This window comes from Saccharopolyspora sp. NFXS83, assembly GCF_026241095.1.
In the GTDB taxonomy this organism is placed as follows: Bacteria; Actinomycetota; Actinomycetes; order Mycobacteriales; family Pseudonocardiaceae; genus Saccharopolyspora_C.
The window spans coordinates 2,097-20,639 of record NZ_JAPFGB010000025.1; the positions used below are offsets into that span (position 1 = coordinate 2,097).

The 18,543-nt window shown below is 71.8% G+C and carries 15 protein-coding genes; 3 read left to right on the top strand and 12 right to left on the bottom strand.

Annotated features, from left to right (window positions below; all coding sequences use genetic code 11):
• Positions 1 to 385: 385 nt before the first annotated feature.
• The 3 genes from OOZ19_RS23175 to aceB form a co-directional block, all read right to left on the bottom strand.
• Positions 386 to 1,336: an alpha/beta hydrolase family protein gene (locus tag OOZ19_RS23175; protein WP_266092265.1), complete on the bottom strand. Its 951-nt coding sequence runs from the start codon at positions 1,334 to 1,336 to the stop codon at positions 386 to 388.
• Positions 1,337 to 1,577: 241 nt separating this feature from the next.
• A complete protein-coding gene (locus tag OOZ19_RS23180; RefSeq protein ID WP_266092266.1) occupies positions 1,578 to 2,828 on the bottom strand; it encodes a DUF6986 family protein in 1,251 nt (416 codons plus the stop codon).
• A gap of 65 nt (positions 2,829 to 2,893) precedes the next feature.
• Positions 2,894 to 4,492 carry a malate synthase A gene (gene aceB / locus OOZ19_RS23185; RefSeq protein WP_266092267.1) on the bottom strand — a complete coding sequence of 533 codons (1,599 nt, stop codon included), beginning with the start codon at positions 4,490 to 4,492 and terminating at the stop codon, positions 2,894 to 2,896.
• 195 nt (positions 4,493 to 4,687) lie between these two features.
• On the opposite strand from aceB, the gene OOZ19_RS23190 reads away from it, so the two are divergent.
• Positions 4,688 to 5,467: an IclR family transcriptional regulator gene (locus tag OOZ19_RS23190; RefSeq protein ID WP_266092268.1), complete on the top strand. Its 780-nt coding sequence runs from the start codon at positions 4,688 to 4,690 to the stop codon at positions 5,465 to 5,467.
• Here the strand turns inward: OOZ19_RS23190 and OOZ19_RS23195 are convergent.
• From OOZ19_RS23195 to glmS, 6 genes are all read right to left on the bottom strand, one after another.
• On the bottom strand, positions 5,453 to 6,130 hold the full coding sequence (locus OOZ19_RS23195; RefSeq protein WP_266092269.1) for a DedA family protein: 678 nt from the start codon (positions 6,128 to 6,130) through the stop codon (positions 5,453 to 5,455). The genes OOZ19_RS23190 and OOZ19_RS23195 overlap by 15 nt on opposite strands.
• A gap of 333 nt (positions 6,131 to 6,463) precedes the next feature.
• On the bottom strand, positions 6,464 to 6,931 hold the full coding sequence (tsaE, locus tag OOZ19_RS23200; protein ID WP_266092270.1) for a tRNA (adenosine(37)-N6)-threonylcarbamoyltransferase complex ATPase subunit type 1 TsaE: 468 nt from the start codon (positions 6,929 to 6,931) through the stop codon (positions 6,464 to 6,466).
• Positions 6,928 to 8,034, bottom strand: coding sequence for an alpha/beta fold hydrolase (locus OOZ19_RS23205; protein ID WP_266092271.1), 1,107 nt, complete (start codon positions 8,032 to 8,034; stop codon positions 6,928 to 6,930). Before OOZ19_RS23205 ends, tsaE begins: the two co-directional genes overlap by 4 nt.
• Entirely contained in the window at positions 8,031 to 9,173 is a 1,143-nt protein-coding gene (gene alr / locus OOZ19_RS23210) for an alanine racemase (protein ID WP_266092272.1), read from the bottom strand. The genes OOZ19_RS23205 and alr overlap by 4 nt, the downstream gene beginning before the upstream one ends.
• Positions 9,174 to 9,427: 254 nt before the next feature.
• Complete coding sequence (locus OOZ19_RS23215; protein WP_266092331.1) at positions 9,428 to 10,930, bottom strand: NAD(P)H-hydrate dehydratase; 1,503 nt, start codon at positions 10,928 to 10,930, stop codon at positions 9,428 to 9,430.
• 308 nt (positions 10,931 to 11,238) lie between these two features.
• Positions 11,239 to 13,101 carry a glutamine--fructose-6-phosphate transaminase (isomerizing) gene (glmS, locus tag OOZ19_RS23220; protein ID WP_266092332.1) on the bottom strand — a complete coding sequence of 621 codons (1,863 nt, stop codon included), beginning with the start codon at positions 13,099 to 13,101 and terminating at the stop codon, positions 11,239 to 11,241.
• 303 nt (positions 13,102 to 13,404) lie between these two features.
• On the opposite strand from glmS, the gene OOZ19_RS23225 reads away from it, so the two are divergent.
• Positions 13,405 to 14,226, top strand: a complete 822-nt coding sequence (locus OOZ19_RS23225) for a dienelactone hydrolase family protein (protein ID WP_266092273.1) — start codon at positions 13,405 to 13,407, stop codon at positions 14,224 to 14,226.
• 82 nt (positions 14,227 to 14,308) lie between these two features.
• The gene (locus OOZ19_RS23230; RefSeq protein ID WP_266092274.1) at positions 14,309 to 14,989 is read left to right on the top strand and encodes a hypothetical protein; all 681 of its coding nucleotides are present in this window, start codon (positions 14,309 to 14,311) and stop codon (positions 14,987 to 14,989) included.
• 13 nt (positions 14,990 to 15,002) lie between these two features.
• On the opposite strand, the gene OOZ19_RS23235 is transcribed toward OOZ19_RS23230, so the two are convergent.
• Genes OOZ19_RS23235 through OOZ19_RS23245 form a run of 3 tightly spaced genes read right to left on the bottom strand, consistent with a single transcriptional unit; the run spans position 15,003 to position 18,496 of the window.
• Positions 15,003 to 15,470 (bottom strand): hypothetical protein, encoded by a 468-nt coding sequence (locus OOZ19_RS23235; RefSeq protein WP_266092275.1) that lies wholly within the window; start codon positions 15,468 to 15,470, stop codon positions 15,003 to 15,005.
• A gap of 27 nt (positions 15,471 to 15,497) precedes the next feature.
• Positions 15,498 to 18,185 carry a hypothetical protein gene (locus OOZ19_RS23240; RefSeq protein ID WP_266092276.1) on the bottom strand — a complete coding sequence of 896 codons (2,688 nt, stop codon included), beginning with the start codon at positions 18,183 to 18,185 and terminating at the stop codon, positions 15,498 to 15,500.
• Entirely contained in the window at positions 18,185 to 18,496 is a 312-nt protein-coding gene (locus tag OOZ19_RS23245; protein ID WP_266092277.1) for a type VII secretion target, read from the bottom strand. The genes OOZ19_RS23240 and OOZ19_RS23245 overlap by 1 nt, the downstream gene beginning before the upstream one ends.
• Positions 18,497 to 18,543 lie beyond the last annotated feature (47 nt).

Consider the following 18,543-nt stretch of genomic DNA (forward strand, 5'->3'; position numbering starts at 1 on the left):
CATTGGTCAAACAGGCCGCTCACTCCGCACACGGCCGCCCCGACGCGGGCTCCGAGTCCGAGCGAACGGACCGTTCGACCAACCCCGTTGGTCAAACAGGCCGCTCACCCCACACACCGCCCGCACCGACGCGCACTTCCAGTCCGCACGAACGGACCGTTCATCCAATCCCATTGGTCAAACAGGCCGCTCACTCCGCACACGGCCGCCCCGACGCGGGCTCCGAGTCCGAGCGAACGGACCGTTCGTCCAAACCCATTGGGCAAACGGTCCGCTCACCCCACCCACGACCCCCGACGCGCACTTCCAGTCCGAGCGAACGGACCGTTCGTCCAACCCATTGGGCAAACGGTCCGCTCACTCCCCTCGGGTGCGGGCGTTCGGGCTACTTCGTCTCGACTCGGCCGAGCGGGTTCGGGGCGGTGGCCAGTTCGGCGCACGCCTCCTGCCAGGAGGAGTCGCCGGGGTGCAGCGCCGAGCGGAGGTACGCCGTGGTGAGCCGCCGCACCGCCTCCACCCGCTCGGGGTTCTCGTCGGTGGTCTCGGCGACGTCGTACCCGGAGACACCGCCGAGCCCGTGCCCGGCGCCGAACAGGGTGAGCAGCGATTTCGGGCCTGGCGCGAGGAAGTACGGGTCGGCGTGCCACTCCGGGCCTCGAACGGTCAGGTGCTCGGAGGCGTCCGCGTCCCCGGCGACCACCAGCGCGGGCGTGGTCATCTCGGCGAAGTCGCTCCCCAGGAAGAACGAGTAGTGCTCGGCCACGAACTCGGTCACGGCCTGGCCGCCCCGACCGGGCGCGGCGAGCAGCACGCCCGCCTTGATCCGCGAGTCCGCCAGGTCGATCACCGCGCCGTCGTCCGGGTCGGTCAGCCGCGAACCCAGCAGCATGCTCGCGGTGTGCCCGCCCATCGAGTGCCCGGCCACGGTGACCTTGGTCCGGTCCAGCCGTCCGCTCAGCTGCGGGACGGCCGCTTCGATCTCGTCGAACCGGTCGAGGACGGCCTTCACGTCCAGCACCCGCGACCTCCAGTGCAGCGGCGCGTCGGGGGCGTCGGAGTTCAACCGCAGCGTCGCCGAGCTCAGGTGGGTCGGCTGGATCACGACGAAGCCGTGCGCGGCCCAGTGGTCGACGAGCGGCGCGTAGCCGTCGAGCGAGGAGAGGTGGTGGGAGTGGCCCTGCCCGTGCGACAGGAGGATCACCGGCAGGCCGGTTCCGGTGACGGGCGCGGAGACCCGCACTTCCAGGTCCACTGCGCGGCCCGGTACGGGCAGCACCACCGGGCGGACCGAGAGGACGGGCGTGGCGGCGTCGGCCGCGTGGGTCGAGTCGTTCATGGTGCGCGTTGTCCCTTCGATGGCCGCCGCGCCCCGCTTCGCGGGTCGGCGCCGGCCGCTTCAGCACACCAAAGCGGATCACTGTTCCGTTAAATATACGGAGCAGTGTTCCGCTTCGTCAAACAGGCGCCGATCCGGGCAGGACGCGCAAAAAATCCGCCCGCCCGGCGCAACAGCGCACCGGAACGAGCGGAGTCGGCCTCCGCCCCGGCGAACGATCCGCCCGCCAGGTCGCGTCAGGTCAGAGGCGGGCGAGAGCCCGGAGACCGGGTTCGTCGATCGTGGTCATCACCTGCGCCTCGGCGGCGTCGATGGCCCCGTTGTCCAGCGCGCGGACGAACGCCGACGCCATCGCGCGGGCAGTGGCGGGCTCGTCCAGGACCGCGCCGTTGCCGGAACCGACGTAGGCGGCGAGCCGCTCCGCCTGCGCGGGCGCGGTCTCGCGGAACGCGGCGAACACCGCCGCGTACCGGCTCACCAGCTGCGCCGGATGCAGGTCCCAGCCCTGGTAGAAGCCGTGCGCCAGCGAACGCCGCACGAGCTCGTAATGGTTGCGCCAGCCGTAGTCCCGCTGGTCGCCGACGGGCAGCACGTTCGTCGACCCGTCGGACAGGAAGATCCCGGTGCCCGCCGCCGCCACCTGCATGGCGTGCCGGGCGAAATCGCAGGCACCGTGCGCCAAGTGCTGGTGGGTCGCGGTGAGGCCGCAGCTCGCGGTGTAGTCGTAGGTGCCGAAGTGCAGGCCGCTGACCCGCCCGGAACCGGCCTCGATGAAGCGCGGCAACGCGAACCGGCCCCCACCGTCCACGATGGACTGAGTGGTCTCCACCTGGATCTCGAAGCGCAGCGATCCCGCCGCCAAGCCCAGCTGCTGCTCGAACAGCTCCAGCAGCTCGACGAACACCTCCACCTGCGCGACGTCGACGACCTTCGGGAAGGTCAGCACGAACCCGCTCGGCAGGCTCCCCCACCGCTGCAACAACGACGTCAGGAACACGTCCAGGGTGCGCACCGAACGCGCGCGCAACTGCGGGTCGTCGAAGGACTTCACGCGGAGCCCGAAGGCCGCGGGCTGCTGCCCGTCGCGCAACCAGCCCGCGACGACACCCGCCGTGCGCTCGGCGTCGGCGTCCTCCGCCTCGTCACCAGGTGCGCCGTAGCCGTCCTCGAAGTCGATCCGCAGGTCCTCCACGGCCGCCCCGGCCAGCTTCTGCCGCACCCGCGGATGCACCGCGTCGGCCACCGGACCGTCCAGCCCCAGCAGGAACGTCAGCGAGGCGGGCTCGGGCAGGTGCTCGTCGAACGTGCTCAGCGCCGCGTCCGCCCAGTGCCGCGAAGTGCCGGCGTCGACCGCACCCGCGGGCACGTAGCAGGTGTGCACCGGTTGCCGCGCGGCACCGGCCCCCGGATACCGCCGCGCCATGTCCTCGTCCACAGCCGACAACCGGGCCAACCGCGCTCCGACCTGCTCAGCGTCCAACGACGTCCGCACACGCACCTCCGGTGAGAAGGAAGAGGGGGCGGCACGACGCACCGCCCCCTCTGGGAAGAACTGGATCAGATCCGCTCGTACGCGGGCAGCGTCAGGAAGTCCACGAACTCGTCCGCGACCGCGACCTGCTCGAACAGCTCGACGGCCGGGCCCAGGTTGTCCGTCGGGAAGCCGTTCTCGGCGCGCAGCGCCTTCTCCGTGTCGGCCAGCACCTGGCGCACCAGGTCGACCGTGACCTGCTCGCCACCGGCGAGGACCACGTCGTTGTGCAGCCACTGCCAGATCTGCGAACGCGAGATCTCGGCGGTCGCGGCGTCCTCCATCAGGTTGTGGATCGCCGCGGCACCGTTGCCGCCCAGCCAGGACACGATGTAGCGGACGCCGACGTCCACCGCCGCGCGCAGGCCCTGGATGGTCTTCTCACCCGGGGTCTGGTTCACGGCCAGCAGGTCGTCGGCGGTGACCGAGACGTCCTCGCGCTTGCGGTCGATCTGGTTCGGCTTGTCGCCGAGGACGCCGTCGAACTCCTCGAAGCAGATCTCCACCAGGCCGGGGTGCGCGACCCAGGAACCGTCGAAACCGTCGCCGGCCTCGCGGTTCTTGTCGTCGTGGACCTTGGCCATCGCCTTGTCGTTGGCCTCCGGGTCCTTCTTGTTCGGGATGAACGCGGCCATGCCGCCGATCGCGAACGCGCCGCGCTTGTGGCAGGTGCGCACCAGCAGCTCGGTGTAGGCGCGCATGAACGGCGCCGTCATCCCGACCGTGTTGCGGTCCGGCAGGATGTACTTGTCGGAGTCGCGGAAGGTCTTGATGACGCTGAACAGGTAGTCCCAGCGACCCGCGTTGAGGCCAGCGGAGTGGTCGCGCAGCTCGTAGAGGATCTCCTCCATCTCGAACGCCGCCGGGAAGGTCTCGATCAGCACCGTGCCGCGGATCGTGCCGTGCGGGATGCCGAGCTCCTGCTGGGCGTGGGTGAACACGTCGTTCCACAACCGCGCCTCGAGGTGGCTCTCCATCTTCGGCAGGTAGAAGTACGGGCCGCTGCCCCGGTTCACCAGCTCCTGGGCGTTGTGGAAGAAGTACAGCCCGAAGTCCAGCAGCGCACCGACGATCGGCGTGCCGTCGACCAGCACGTGCTTGTCGTCGAAGTGCCAGCCGCGCGGGCGCACCAGCGGCACCGCGTGCTGCACGTCGTCGCGCAGCTTGTACTGCTTGCCCTCCGGGGTGGTGAGCTCGACCTGCTTGCGCACCACGTCGTAGAGGTTGACCTGGCCGCTGACCACGTTCTCCCAGTGCGGGGTGTTCGCGTCCTCCAGGTCGGCCAGCCAGATGCGGGCACCGGAGTTGAGCGCGTTCACCGACATCTTGCGGTCGGTCGGTCCGGTGATCTCCACGCGCCGGTCGGCGATGTCGGCCGGGGGCGTGGCGACCTGCCAGTCGGACTCGCGGATCTCCTCGGTCTCCGGCAGGAAGTCGAGGCGGCCGTTGCGGGTGGCCTCGTCCCGGCGCTGCACGCGGCGGGCCAGCAGCTCGTCCCGGCGAGCGCCAAACTTCCGCTGCAGACCGGCGACGAAGTCGAGAGCCTCCTTCGTGAGGATCTCGTCGCCCCGCTCCACGGAGCCGCCGAGCACCTGCACGCTCGTCGCTGGGGTCGTGTCGGACATGGAAGCCCACCTTCTCTCGGGTACCTGCGCTCGCCGCCGCGCCGGGTCACGCCCGGCAGCGCCACAACGCTTCAGTGCTTTTCTGCATCGTGGATGTTAGTTTCCACGTATGGCCCGAGGCAACATGAGCTCGGGCACCGCCGACTAGAATCGATCACCAGGCCGACCTCCGAGGCCGACGAAGGGACCGCAGCGATGACCGGGCCACGCCGTGCCAACCAAGGCGGAGGGGTGCAGTCCATCGAGCGCGCCTTCGACCTGCTGGAACTGATGGCGGACGCGGGTGGCGAAGTCGCGCTCTCCGAACTCGCCGAAGCCTCCGGGCTGCCGCTGCCGACCATCCACCGCATCATGCGAACCCTTGTGACCAGCGGATACGCCCGGCAGCAGCCATCGCGGCGGTACTCGCTCGGGCCGCGGCTCATCCGGCTCGGCGAGACCGCGAGTCGCTCCCTCGGCTCCTGGGCGCGGCCCTACCTGGCGGAACTCACCGAAGCCACCGGCGAGACCTCGAACATGGCGGTGCTCGACGGCGACCAGATCGTCTACGTCGCGCAGGTCCCGTCGCAGCACTCGATGCGGATGTTCACCGAGGTCGGCCGCCGGGTCGACGTGCACGCCACCGCCGTCGGCAAGGCCGTGCTGGCCGACTTGGCCACCGACACCGTCGCGCAACTGCTCGGCCGGTCCGGGATGCGGGCGCAGACCGAACGCACCATCACCACCGTCAACGCCATGCAGGACGAGCTGGGGCGGGTGCGCGAACAGGGCTTCGCCATCGACGACGGCGAGCAGGAAGTGGGCGTGCGCTGCTACGCCGTGGCGGTGCCCGGCGCCCCCGCCGGAGCGGGCATCTCGATCAGCGGGCCCGAAGGGCGCATGACGCGGATCGCGACGGACACGATCATCCCGCTGATGCGGCGGCTCGCCAAGGACCTCAGCGCCGAGCTGCGGACCACCTCACACAGCGCGTGAGGTCTCCGCGCCGGGCCGCGCGTCCGCGCGGGACCGGCGCCGCCGCACCACGAGCACGATCGACCCGACCACCGCGGCGACCAGCACCACCGGCAGCCCGGCCAACCCGACCGCGGACGAGACCTGGTCGAACGCGGCGCCCGCGATCCGGCCGAGCGTGACCAGCAACGCGGCCCAGACGAACGCCGCCGGGACGTTCACGAAGCTGAACCTGCGGTGCGAGACGCCCGCCCGCCCGGCCAGGCGGGGCATCAGGGTGCGCACCACGCTGAAGAACTGGCCGGACACCACGGTCGCCGCCGCACGTCGATCCAGGAACGTCAGCAACCGGCGCACCCGTTCCGTCCCGATGCGCCGGATCAGCTTGCGCTCCAAGCGGTTCGGCGGGTCGAGCAGATCCGCCGAACCCGCCTCCCGGTCCAGCAACCGGAGCCGACGGGCTCGCAGGAAACCCCACTGGCAGCCCAGCGCCGAAGCCGCGCCCGCCACCAGCACCGCCGCCCACGGGTTCGTGACGCCCTGCCGCGACAGCAGCCCCAGCGCGAGCAGCGTCGGCGAACCGGGCAGGAACAGGCCGATCGGCGAACCGGACTCCATCGCCAGCACCACCACGGCCACCACGAACAGCCCGTGCACCGGCAACCCCGACAAGAACTCGATCACCGATGTGCCCTTCCGCGCCACGAGCGATGTGCGTGCTCAGCGTACGGCCGGATCATGACCCCAGGATTACCGGCGGTCACCACACCCCGCCCACGAGGCCAGTCCGCCCCACCCCGAACGAGCGACCTCACCACCCACAGCCACCCCGGAATCGCGCGAGAAATCGAGCCCCCACAGCAACCCGGAACCCGGCAATGACCCCAGGTCAAGCCAAGTAGCTGGTGAAGCAGTCACTTCGAGGGCTCGCACTTCCCCGCGAGATCGCGCGAATCGCCCGTAGGTGGGGAGTTCGTCCCCGGCTGCTCGGGGGTACCTCGGGAGGGTGAACGCGGCTTAGGAGCGGGACCAGGCGTGCCAGCGCTCGCCGTGGGGCTCCAAGACGACCTCGCGCACGTCATCGGCCCGGCGGTGCAACCGGACCATCAGGTACTCGTCGGCCAACCGCGCCGCGACCTCGGCACCCCACTCCACGACCACGACCGCGTCGGTGAGATCGGTGTCCAAGTCCAGGTCGTCGATGTCCTCCAGCCCGCCCAGCCGGTACGCGTCGACGTGCACCAGCGCCGGACCGTCCCCCGTCGGGCGGTGCACCCTGGCGATGACGAACGTCGGCGACGTGACCTGACCCGTCACGCCCATGCCCGCGGCGATCCCCTTCGCCAGCACCGTCTTGCCCGCCCCCAGCGGGCCGTCCAGCACGACCAGATCACCGGCTCGCAGCCCGGAGCCCAGGCGGCGGCCGAAGTCCAGCGCCTCCTCCGGAGTCGCCAACTCGGCGGTGGACGCCACATCCGCGCTCATGACCGGCCGCTCACTTTCTTCTCCCCGCCCGAAATCCGCTGCGCCGCGCGCTCCACCAGGCCCACCAGGTGCCCGGTGACCAGCTCGTGCTGCTCCAGCATCGCCATGTGCCCGGCGCCCTCGACCCGCACCAGCTCCGCCTCCGGCAACTCGCCGGCGATCACCTCGGAGTGCGAGAACGGCGTCATCCGGTCCAGATCACCGCTGAGCACCAGCACCTCGGTGTGGCGCAGCCCGGCGAGCGCGGCCTTGCGGTCGTGCGACCCGAGCGTCTCCAGGAAATCCGTGACGACCTCGACCGTCGTCGCGGAGATCATCTTGTTCATCAGGTCCACCAGCGACGGGCTGACCTCGCGATCACCGAACGACAGCGCCCGCACGATGCTCCACGTCAGCTGCCCGCCGGTGCGGCGCACCCGCTCCACCAGCTCCGGCTGCAGGCCCGCCAGCACGCCCAGGCCGCGGGTGAGCGGGTTGTTGCGGGCCAGCCACGGCTTCGGCAGGCCGGACGCGCCGATCTCCCCCGCCGAGGTGCTCATGAACGCGACCGCGCACACCCGGTCGCGGAACAACTTCGGCTGCTGCTCGGCCAGCGCCATGATCGCCATGCCGCCCATCGAATGCCCCACCAGCACCACCGGCCCGCGCCGCGCGGTCGCCCGCACCACCGCGTCCAAATCCTTGCCGAGCTGCTCGATCGTGCTGTTGCGCCGCGACGAATGCCCGGACCGGCCGTGGCTGCGCTGGTCGTACTGCACCACCCGCACCCGCGGATCCGTCATCGACGGCAGGTCGCGGCGCTGGAAGTGCCAACATCGCGAATCCAGCGCATAGCCGTGCACCAGCACCACCGTGAGATCGGCGTGACCGCCGTCGGCGGGCTTGATCTCCTGCACCGCCAGCGGCACGCCGTCGTCCGCGGCCACCGTGGACTGCCGATCAGGACGCAGCCGCCCCAGGCTCTCCTGCGCGTACAGGTCGTCCTCGTCGTGGCGCCGGGTGGCGATCCGAGAGCTGTGCGCGGCGACGCCGACGGCCGCACCCGTCACCGCCGCGCCCAGCACCCCGCTGGTCCAGGCGAGCGCCTGCCACACCGGTCTCATGTCGCCACCTCCGTAGGGGTGCGCGTCACCCGCGGCCGGAACATGCCGGTGACGATCTCGTAGTGGATCGTGCCCAGCTTGTCCGCCCACTCCGCGGCGGTCGGCGCACCCTGCTCACCAGGGCCGAACAGGACGACCTCATCGCCCACCGCGACCGGATCGTCGTCGCAGCACACCACCAGCTGATCCATGCACACCCGGCCCACGACGGGCCTGCGGCGCCCGGCCAGCCACACGTCCATCCGGCCGGACAGGCTGCGCGGCACGCCGTCGGCGTAGCCCACCGGCACCAGCGCCAACGTGCACTCGCGGTCGGCCGTCCACAGGTGGCCGTAGGACACGCTCTCGCCGGGGCCGACGCGCTTGGTCAGGACCACCTCGGAGCGGAACGTCATGGCCGGGATCAGCCCGTGGTCGCCCGCGTGCGGCACCGGGTCCAGCCCGTAGGCGGCGATCCCCGGGCGGACCAGTTCGAAGTGCAGGTCGGGGCGGGTCAGCAGCGCCGCCGAATTCGCCAGGTGCCGGATCGGGGTGAGCCCGGCCGCGCGCGCCTGCTCGTAGGCGTCCTGGAAGCGGGCGGCCTGCGCGTCGATCGACGGGTGGCCCGGCTCGTCCGCGCACGCCAGGTGCGACCAGACCGCGACGACCTCCAGCACACCCGACGCCTGCGCCTTCGCCGCGCGCTCCACCAGCGCCGGCCACAGCTCCGGCGGGCAGCCGTTGCGGCTCAACCCGGTGTCGATCTTGAGGTGCACCTTGGCGACCTGGGACCGGGCGTGCGCGGCGGTCGCGATGGCGTCCAGCTCGGCGGCCGACGACGCGGCGAGCTCCACATCGGCCTCGACGGCCGCGGCGAAGTCGTCGCCCGGAACGTGCAGCCAGCACAGCAGCGGCGCCGCGATGCCCGCAGCCCGCAGCCGCAAGGCCTCACCGATGGCCGCCACGCCCAAGGCGGAGGCACCCGCGTCCAGCGCGGCGCGGGCCACCACCTCGGCACCGTGGCCATAACCGTCGGACTTCACCACCACCATCGTGCGGGCGCCCGAGCGCTGAGCCCGTTCAGCCAGCAAGGCGACGTTGTGGCGGAGCGCATCGACGTCAATGCGCAGGTCGGCGCGGTGCGCGGGCTGCTCAGTCATGGCGCCGACATCGTCGCACACGCATTGCCGATCACCGCCTGGTTGTGAAGCAGACCCCTCATCACGTTCCTTGTATACCACCCTTCGAGATCAACCGATCACGCTTCGTGTCCACGAGGCACCACAGCACCCCGGCTTGCGCCGGCTCAGGTTCCGAGTGAACGGACCGTTCGCCCAAACCCGTTGGACAAGCGGTCCGCTCACTCCGTTCCAGCGGCGCCGTGGGGCGATGCCGCGAAGCGCGGGCGGTGCGATCAGGTCGAGCGGAGGGTGCGGATCGCCGCCGGGAGCGCCGCGAGCAGCGCGGAAGCCCCGATCGGCGCACCGGCCTCGGTCTCCTCCCCTGCACCCCCGAGGGCGGCGAGCTCGGCGGCGAGGGAGTGCGCGTGCGCGGCGAAACCGCAGGCCAGCCACGGATCCATCCCCGTGGCCAACAGCGCCCCGATCAGCCCGGTGAGCACATCGCCCGACCCTGCTGTCGCAGGCCACGCGTGCGTCGACGGGTTGACCAGCACCCGGCCGTCCGGAGCGGCGATCACCGTGGTGTTGCCCTTCAGCAGCAGCACCGCGTCGTTCCGCCGCGCCACCTCGCGCGCCGCGGCGACCCGGTCCGGGCCGACCTCGCCCGCGAGCCGCTCGAACTCACCGGCGTGCGGCGTCAGCACCACCGCCGCGTCCGGATCCCGCGCGTCCCACAGCGTCGGATCCTGGGCGAACAACGTGATCGAGTCCGCGTCGGCGCACACCGGGCGCCCCGACTCCAGCACGTGCCGCAGCACCTCGCGCCCGCTCGCCCCGGTGCCGATGCCCGGCCCGACCGCCCAGGACTGCACCCGTCCCGCATCGGCGACGGACCCGGTCGCCACCACCTCCGGCCATCGGGACCGCACCACGTCCGCGGCGGGCCCGGCGTAGCGGACCATGCCCGACGTCGCCTGCACAGCCGAGCCCGCGGCCAGCACCGCCGCGCCCGGATACGTCGCCGACCCCGCCGCGACGCCCGCGACGCCCTGCGAGTACTTGTCGTCCGACGCCCCCGGCACCGGCCACCCCGCACCGACGTCCGCCGGCTCCAGCACGAGCAGATCAGGCTCCGGAAGATCATCGCCCAGGCCGATGTCGGCCACCACGACCGAACCCGACAGCACCGCGCCCGCCCCCAGCACGTGGCACGGTTTGCGCCCGCCGAAGGTGACCGTCAGATCCGCGTCGACCGCGGGCCCGTCCACCGCACCCGTGATCGGGTCGACGCCGCTGGGCAGGTCGACCGCCACGATCGGCGCATCGACCCGAGCCACCAGCTCGGCAGCCACCGGACGCAGGCTCCCCCGCGCCGAGAGACCGATGATGCCGTCGATCACCAGGTCCGCGCGCTGCACCGCGTCCGTCGCCGCGGCCCCGATGCCGGCGGTGTCCGCACCCGGCCCCGATGCCTCCACGACCCGGCCGCCCGCGCGGCGCAACGCCGCCAGCCCGGCCGGATGCGCCTTGTCCGGAGCCAGCAGGATCGCGGTGACCCCGGCTCCTCGGCGGCGCAGCTCGGCACCGGCCCACAGCGCGTCCCCGCCGTTGTTGCCCGCGCCGACCAGCAACGTCACGTGCTGGCCCGCGGTCGCGCCCGTCGTCTCGGCCAGCAGCCGCGCGCCGTGCGCGGCGACGGCGAACGCTGCGCGGCGCATCACCACCGGCTCCGGGGTCCGGGCGAACACGCTGCGCTCGGCGGCCCGGATCTGATCCGGCGTCCACACTCCCTGCACGGAGACCTCCCACTCGCGGTTGCTGCCGTCATACCCGATCACCGCGCCCCTGTCGCGCCACCCACCGCACCGAACGGAGCGACACCGTTTCCGAGTGAACGGACCGTTCACCCAATCCCGTTGGACGAACAGGCCGCTCACTCCATCCGGAGAGCGCAGTGATTCCGCGTCAACGGACCGTTCGCCCAATCCCGTTGGACGAACGGGGCGTTCACCCGGGGCGGGTTCCCTCGGCTCCGCATGAGAGAACGGGCCGTTCGACGCGGTGGTCGAACGGCCCGTTCAGAGGTGCGGTGCAGCGGCGGTGATCACTCCACCGTGACGGATTTGGCCAGGTTGCGAGGCTTGTCCACGTCGTAGCCGCGGGCGCGGGCGATCTCCGCGGCGAGCACCTGCAGCGGCACCGTCGACACCAGCGGCTGCAACAGCGTGGCGACCGCCGGGATCTCGATCAGCTCGTCCGCGAACGGGCGCACCGCCTCGTCGCCCTCCTCCGCGATGACGACGGTGCGGGCACCGCGCGCCTGGATCTCGCGGATGTTGGACAGCATCTTCGAGTGCAGCAGCGCCCGGCCCTTCGCCGACGGCATCACCACGACGACCGGCAACCGGTCCTCGATCAGCGCGATCGGCCCGTGCTTGAGCTCGCCCGCGGCGAAGCCCTCCGCGTGCATGTAGGCGAGCTCCTTGAGCTTGAGCGCGCCCTCCAGCGCCACCGGGTAGCCCACGTGGCGCCCCAGGAACAGCACCGCCTTCGAATCGGCGAGCTCGCGCCCGAGCGTGCGCACCTGATCCACGGTGGACAGCGTTTGGCGCACCGCCTGCGGCATCGCGGCGAGCTCCTCGAACTCGCGCGCCACCTCGTCGGAGTACTTCGTGCCCCGCGCCTGCGCCAAGGCCAGTCCCACCAGGTAGTTCGCGGTGATCTGCGCCAGGAACGTCTTCGTCGCCGCCACCCCGATCTCGGGGCCCGCGTGCGTGTAGAGCACCGCGTCGGACTCGCGCGGGATCTGCGCGCCGTTGGTGTTGCAGATCGCCAGCACCCTGGCCCGCTGGGTGCGCGCGTGCCGCACCGCCTCCAGGGTGTCCGCGGTCTCCCCGGACTGCGAGATCGCCACGACCAGCGTGTCGCGGCCCAGCACCGGGTCGCGGTAGCGGAACTCGCTGGCCAGCTCGACCTCGACGGGGATGCGGCACCAGTGCTCGATGGCGTACTTCGCGAGCAGGCCCGAGTGGTAGGCGGTGCCGCAGGCGACCACGAAGACCTTGTCGATGTCGCGCAGGTCCTGCTCGGTCATCCGCTGCTCGTCGAGGACGATGCCGCCGTTGACGAAGTGCCCGCGCAGCGTGTTCTCCAGCGCCTCGGGCTGCTCTTCGATCTCCTTGAGCATGAAGTAGTCGTGGCCGCCCTTCTCGGCGGCCGAGAGGTCCCAGTCCACGGTGAACGGCTTCGCCTGCACCTCGGCGCCGTCGAAGTCGGTGACCCGGTAGCCGCCGCGGTCGATCGTGACGACCTGGTCCTGGCCGAGCTCCACTGCGTCGCGGGTGTGCTCGATGAACGCCGCGACGTCGGAGGCGAGGAAGTTCTCGCCGTCGCCGACGCCCACCACCAGCGGGGAGGACCGGCGCGCGGCGACGATCTTGTCGGGTTCGTCGGCGTGCGTGACCAGCAGCGTGAACGCGCCTTCCAGGCGACGCGCCACGGCGCACACGCTCGCGGTCAGCTCGCCCGCGGTCGGACCGGAGGCGTAGGCCGCGGCCACCAGGTGCGCCGCGGTCTCGGTGTCGGTCTCGCTGGCCATCTCGACACCGGAGGTCTCCAGCTCGGCGCGCAGCGCGGCGAAGTTCTCGATGATGCCGTTGTGCACGACCGCGACCTTGCCCGCCGCGTCCCGGTGCGGGTGCGCGTTGCGGTCGGTCGGCGCGCCGTGCGTGGCCCACCTGGTGTGGCCCATGCCGCTGGTCGCCGTGAACCGGGAGCCGTCCTGCCCGGCGAGCTTGCCCTCCAGGTTCGACAGCGCGCCCGCGGCGCGTTCGACCGCGAGACCACCGGCGCCGTCGAGCATCGCGACGCCCGCCGAGTCATATCCCCGGTACTCCAGCCGCCTGAGCCCGTCCAGCACCACGTCCAGCGCCTGACGATGTCCTACGTAACCCACGATGCCGCACACCCGAGTCAGCGTAGCCACCGCCGCCGAACCCCTCAGAACGGGCACGGCGCCCGCACCTGACGGTGCGACCCGGCGCCCCCGGTGCGCAGCGATCGTCCTCGCGCGATCATCGGCGCTGGTCAGCGGATCGAGGCGGGATTCGACGTGGTGAGCGCGGCGGATCGATCACCGCACCGGTACCCGAACGAGGACGGTCCGGCGGCCCGGAACCACCGGTGAATCTCACCCGAGGCGTCCGCCACGTCACGGGCGGTCCGCCTCGCGTGGGCGAGCCCACTGCCGCGTCGGCTACCGTGACCCACCATGGCGCGGAATGCCAAGAAGGCGTTGGAAGAACTGTCCCACCGCGGACCGCACGAGGTGCTGCACGGCGACCTCGCGCTGGTCGGCCTGCCCGGCATCGTGTGCACGCCGCGCAGCGGTCGCGGGCTGCCCGCCGTCGCGTTCGGCCACGGGTGGTTGCAATCGGCCCGCCGGTACACCGGGTTGCTGCGGCACCTCGCGTCCTGGGGCATCGTCGCCGCCGCTCCCGGCACCCAGCGCGGCCCGCTGGCCTCGCACCGGATGCTGGCCTCCGACCTGCGCACCGCCCTCGACATCTGCACCGGCGTGCGCCTCGGGCAGGGCGACATCAGCGTGGACCAGGGCAAGCTGGGCGTCGCGGGGCACGCGCTGGGCGGCGGGAGCGCCGTGCTCGCCGCCGCCGACGACCCGCGGGTCCGCGCCGTGGCGACGTTCGCGGTGACCGAGACGATGCCGTCGGCGCTGGCCGCCGCGCACCGCGTCACGGCACCCGGACTGCACCTCACCGGCGGGAAGGACCTGCTGGCCCCGTCCGTCGCGAACGCCGAACCGATCGCCGCGGCGTGGGGCGGACCGGTGCAGCTGCGCGACCTGCCCAAGGCCAGCCACCTCGGGATCACCGAAGGCAGGCACTGGACGGAACTGGTGCTGCACGGCAAGGCCGAGTACCGCACCCAGCGCACCACCCGCGCCTTGATCACCGCGTTCCTGCTGCGCCACCTCAACGCCGACAAGCGGTGGGACGCGCTGCTCGACGGGGACGTCTCCGGCGCCGCCATCGACCAGGAGCACAGCCGAACGGCGAAGCAGCTCACGGCCTGACCGGGCGGCGGCTCCGGTCGAATTTCGCACGGGCGCGGCAAAGCCGCCCTGCGCGGCGATCATGTCGGCCACAATCACCGGCATGAGCGCGCCGCAACCACCACCGCAGCCCGGACCCCACGGTTCCCCGCACGCCGCCCCGCCCCCGCAGGGCCACCCGCCGCACGGGTACCCGTCGCAGCCGGGATTTCCGCAGGCTCCGGGGCACCAGCAGTGGACCTCCCCGCAGCAGCCCGGGTTCCCGGCGCCGCAGCAGCTTGGCGGACCGGCGAAACCCGCGTCGAACGGCCCGCGCATCACCTTCGCCGTCGTGCTCTGCGTGCTCGCGCTCTTCTTCGCCGAAGAGGGGATCGCGTCGATCCTGGGCAGCGCCGCCGCGTCGAGCATCGTCCTCGACGGGCAGACGCAGGTCGGTTTGAACATCGCGCTGTCGGTCCTGCGCGGCGCCGGGATCGTGCTCGCGGGTGCGTTCGCGCTCACGGCGGCGATCCTCTACTTCGCCCGGGCACGCGCCGCCCGGGTGTTCGCCGTGATCGCGGGCGGCGCGACGGTGCTCGGCTTCCTGCTCAACGCCTGCTACGAGCTGCACACCGTCGCGACGACGCACCTGCGGTTCAACTTCGACGACATCGTCGACACGCGATTCGTGATCGTCCTGGTGCTCGGCTCGATCATCGCGGGCCTCTCGTTCGTCCCCGCGTTCAACGGCGGTCCCGCCGCGCGACCGCCGATGCCGCAGGGCTACCCGCCGCAGTACCGCTGACGCGGCGGGCGGCTCACCTCAGCCAGGTGCGGTTCGAGAAGTCGTCGTCATCGTCGTCGAGGACCGGCCGCCGCCGGGCCGCCGGGCGCGGAGCGGGACGCGGCGGCGGCTGCTGCCAGCCCTGCTGCGGCGGTTCCGGACGGCTCTGCTGCGGCGGTTCCGGCCTGGTCTCCGCGACCGGTTCCGGCCTGCCCGCAGGCACGGCTCGGGGTGGCGGGTCGGTGTACTCCTCCTCGTCGTCCTCGATGCCGACGTCGATCTCCGCGACCCGGTTGCGCTCGGCGTTCTCCTTCTCGGTCCGCTCCCGGATCCGCTCGGCCATCTTCTTCGCCGTGGCGACCGTGCTCTCGATGGAGGCCGTGGCCTTCTCCGCGCTCTCCCTGGAGCTCTTGGTGAGCTCGTGGCTGCGGTTCACGTCGTCGCTGACCAGCCGGTTCATCGACTCCCGGAACGCGCGTGCCTCCGGCGTCTCGGTGCTCATCTCAGACGGTCCTTCCCCGCGTCACGCTCATCCCTGCCGGTCCTCACCGAGCACCGCCCGATGCCGGGCGCCGGAGTCGTCCACCACGTCGTCGAACAGCTGGCCCTGGGTGCGCCACGGGCTGGAGTTCGTCCGCTCCTGCTCACCGCCACCGCCCTGCTGGCCGCCGCCCGTGGCTCCCATGCCACCCATCATGCCGCCGCCCATGGCGCCGCCACCGGACTGCTGCTGACCGCCCTGCGCTGCGGCCGGGTCGGACATCGTGCCCATCCCGGTCGCGCCCTGCGGGCTGCCCGAGGCCGCGTCGTCCGCGCTGGCCAGCCCCGTCGCGCCCGCCTGCGGCGGCGGGCCGCCGAACGGTGACGGGTGCTGCGCGGGAGGTTCGGCGCCGAGGTCACCGGCGAACAGCTGCCCGGACATGCTCGCGAACGAGCCGGACACGCCCTCGCTGGTGAACGCGCTCGCCAAGCCCGCCGACTGCGAGCTCGTCGGTGCCGGGCCGTCGGGAACCTCGGCGACCTCCGGGGCGCTCATCGCCGACGCCGCCGGAAACACCGGCTCGGTGCCGCCCGACGCCGGGGCGTCGAACCCGCCGACCTGCGGCGGAGTTCCCACCGGCGCGGACGGATCGAAGATCGCGCCGGGGTCGCGTCCGACCGGAGCCCCCACGGCGTCCTGACCGATCGGCTCCGCGCCGGGCATCGCGTGCGGTGCGAGCGGAGCGCCCGGCACGGCACCGGGAGCGGCGGGGCGGGCGTCGGCTCCGGGCCGGTCGTCCGAGCCGAACTCCACGGTCTCCTGGATCGGCGGCCGACCACCGCCGTTGTCCACGTCGACCTTGATCGAACCGTCCGGAGCGCGCTCCAGGGTGATCGTGCGGTCGCCCTCGTGGATCACGGCCTTGCCGTCCTCGCCCGGCACCACCGGGATGCCCGGCTGCGGGGGCTGACCTCCCGGGACCGCGGCGCCCGGACCGAGCGGGGCCCCCTCCTGACCGGGCATCGCACCCGGCGTCGGGTTCGCCCCGACACCCGGCATTCCCGGCTGGCCCGGCACCGCACCCGGCGCCGGGTTCGTCCCGACACCCGGCATTCCCGGCTGGCCCGGCACCGCACCCGGCGTCGGGTTCGCCCCGACACCCGGCATTCCGCCTTCCGGACCGAACCGCACGTCGTAGGTCTTGGGCTTGCCGTCCTCGCCGATGACCGTGACCTGCGAGGTGCCCTGCTGGTCCGGCTCCTGGATCTGAACGGCGTCCTGGCCGTCGCCGATCGTCTCGATCTCCGGCGCGCCGGGACCGGCCATGCCGGGTTGCGGCATCCCCGGTACCTCGGGCATCTCGGGGGCTTCGGGCATCTTCGGCGCTTCCGGCATTGCCGGGGTTTCCGGCATCGCCGCCGCCCCACCCGGCGGCCCACCGGGAGAACCGCCAGGGGAGCCCCCCGGAGAACCACCGGGCGAGCCACCCGGAGAACCTCCCGGTGAGCCGCCGGACGGAGCGCCTCCAGGACCCTGCTGACCAGGACCTTGCTGGCCCGGCCCCTGCGGCCCGGCCCCGTCCTGCGCCGGTCCGGGGTTGCTGAACGGGTTCTCCTCGGCCTTGCCGAGTTCCTCGTTCAGCTTCTTCCAGGTCTCATCGACCGCGGTCTTGGTGTCGGTGCACTTCTTGTCGAAGTTCTCCCACTCCGCCTCCATCGCCTCGGCGAAGGAATCGGTCATCTCCTGCGCCTTGGCGATCGCTTCCTTCTTGGTGCGATCGTCGACGTCACCCCAGTTGCACTCGCCGATCTCGATTCCCCAGATGGCGGCGACCTTGCGCAGCACTTCGTCGTCCTGGTTGCCGTTGGCCAGGTCGATCGTGGTGTCCCAGTCCTTGGTGCTCTTGCCGCAGGTGACCTGCTCGCGCCGCTTCTCCAGCTCCAGCACGTAGCGGGACTTCTCCCGGCAGAGGTCGCCGAGGCCCTTCATCGCCGCGGTGGTGCTCTGCGCCGCCGTGCTCACCTTGTTGATCACGCGCTCGTTGACCGTGGGGGTGAACTTGCCCGCGAAGAACTGCTGTGAGCTGTCCGATGCCGCCCCGCTCCAGCCGCCCCACAGCTGACCGAGGCGCGTCGACATCTCCTCGTGCGCCTTGCGCATGCCCTGCTCGGCGGCGTTGAGGTCCTCGGTGCCCCGGGCGAACTTCGCGAACTGGATGCCGCGCTGCTCGTGGAAGCGATCTTCGGCTTGTTCGACCTGGCCGACCCCGGCTTTGTCGTTCTTGATCGCCCCGATCCGGTGGTACACCGGCAGCAGATCGCGGAAGAAGCGCAACCCGGCGTTGCCCGCGTCCAGCAGCTCATCCGAGGAGTCGGCGCCCGCGCCGCCCTTCTCGCCGTTGTCGGCTGCGCGCTGGGTGCCGTCGATCGTGGCCTGACCGCCCTTGATCGCCTCGTCGTGCTTGCGATCCTTCTCCCCAGCGGCGTCGGCCTGCTTCTTCGCTTCCTCGTAGGACTCGGTGAGGTGATCATCCATGTCCCACGCGGTGAAGCCTTCACCGGCGACGCGCCAGCCGCTGTCGTCGTACTTGTCCATGTACTGGTCAAGTTCGCCGTCCGGGTCGTGCCCGCGCTGGCGGTAGATCAACATCAGGTTGCGCTTCGCCTCGTCGGAGACGTCGCCGTTGGCCATGATGGCCTTGACCTCGTCGACCGACGGAACCTTCTCGTCCGCCATCAGTTGCTCCCCGACTTGCCGACGGTGTCGGCGGCGTCCGCGTCGGACCAGTCATAGCCCTGACCGGTCTGCTCCAGCTTCTGCGAGAAGTCGTCCATCGCGTCGGCCATCGACGTCACGCACTTCGCCAGCTTGGCCATCGCGTCCTGGTACCCGCCGAACGCCTGCTGGTGCACCCGGCCGAAGTCCCCGGCCCCCAAGCCCAGGTCGGCGATCTTCTTGGCGTGCTCGTCGCGGACCGGATCCGCCGTACCCCTGATGCTGCTCGCGGCGGCGACCAACTCCCCCGAGTTCGTCCCGAAACCTGCCATCGTTGCCCCTCCTCGCGCACTACACGCCCCCACCGGATCGCAACGTT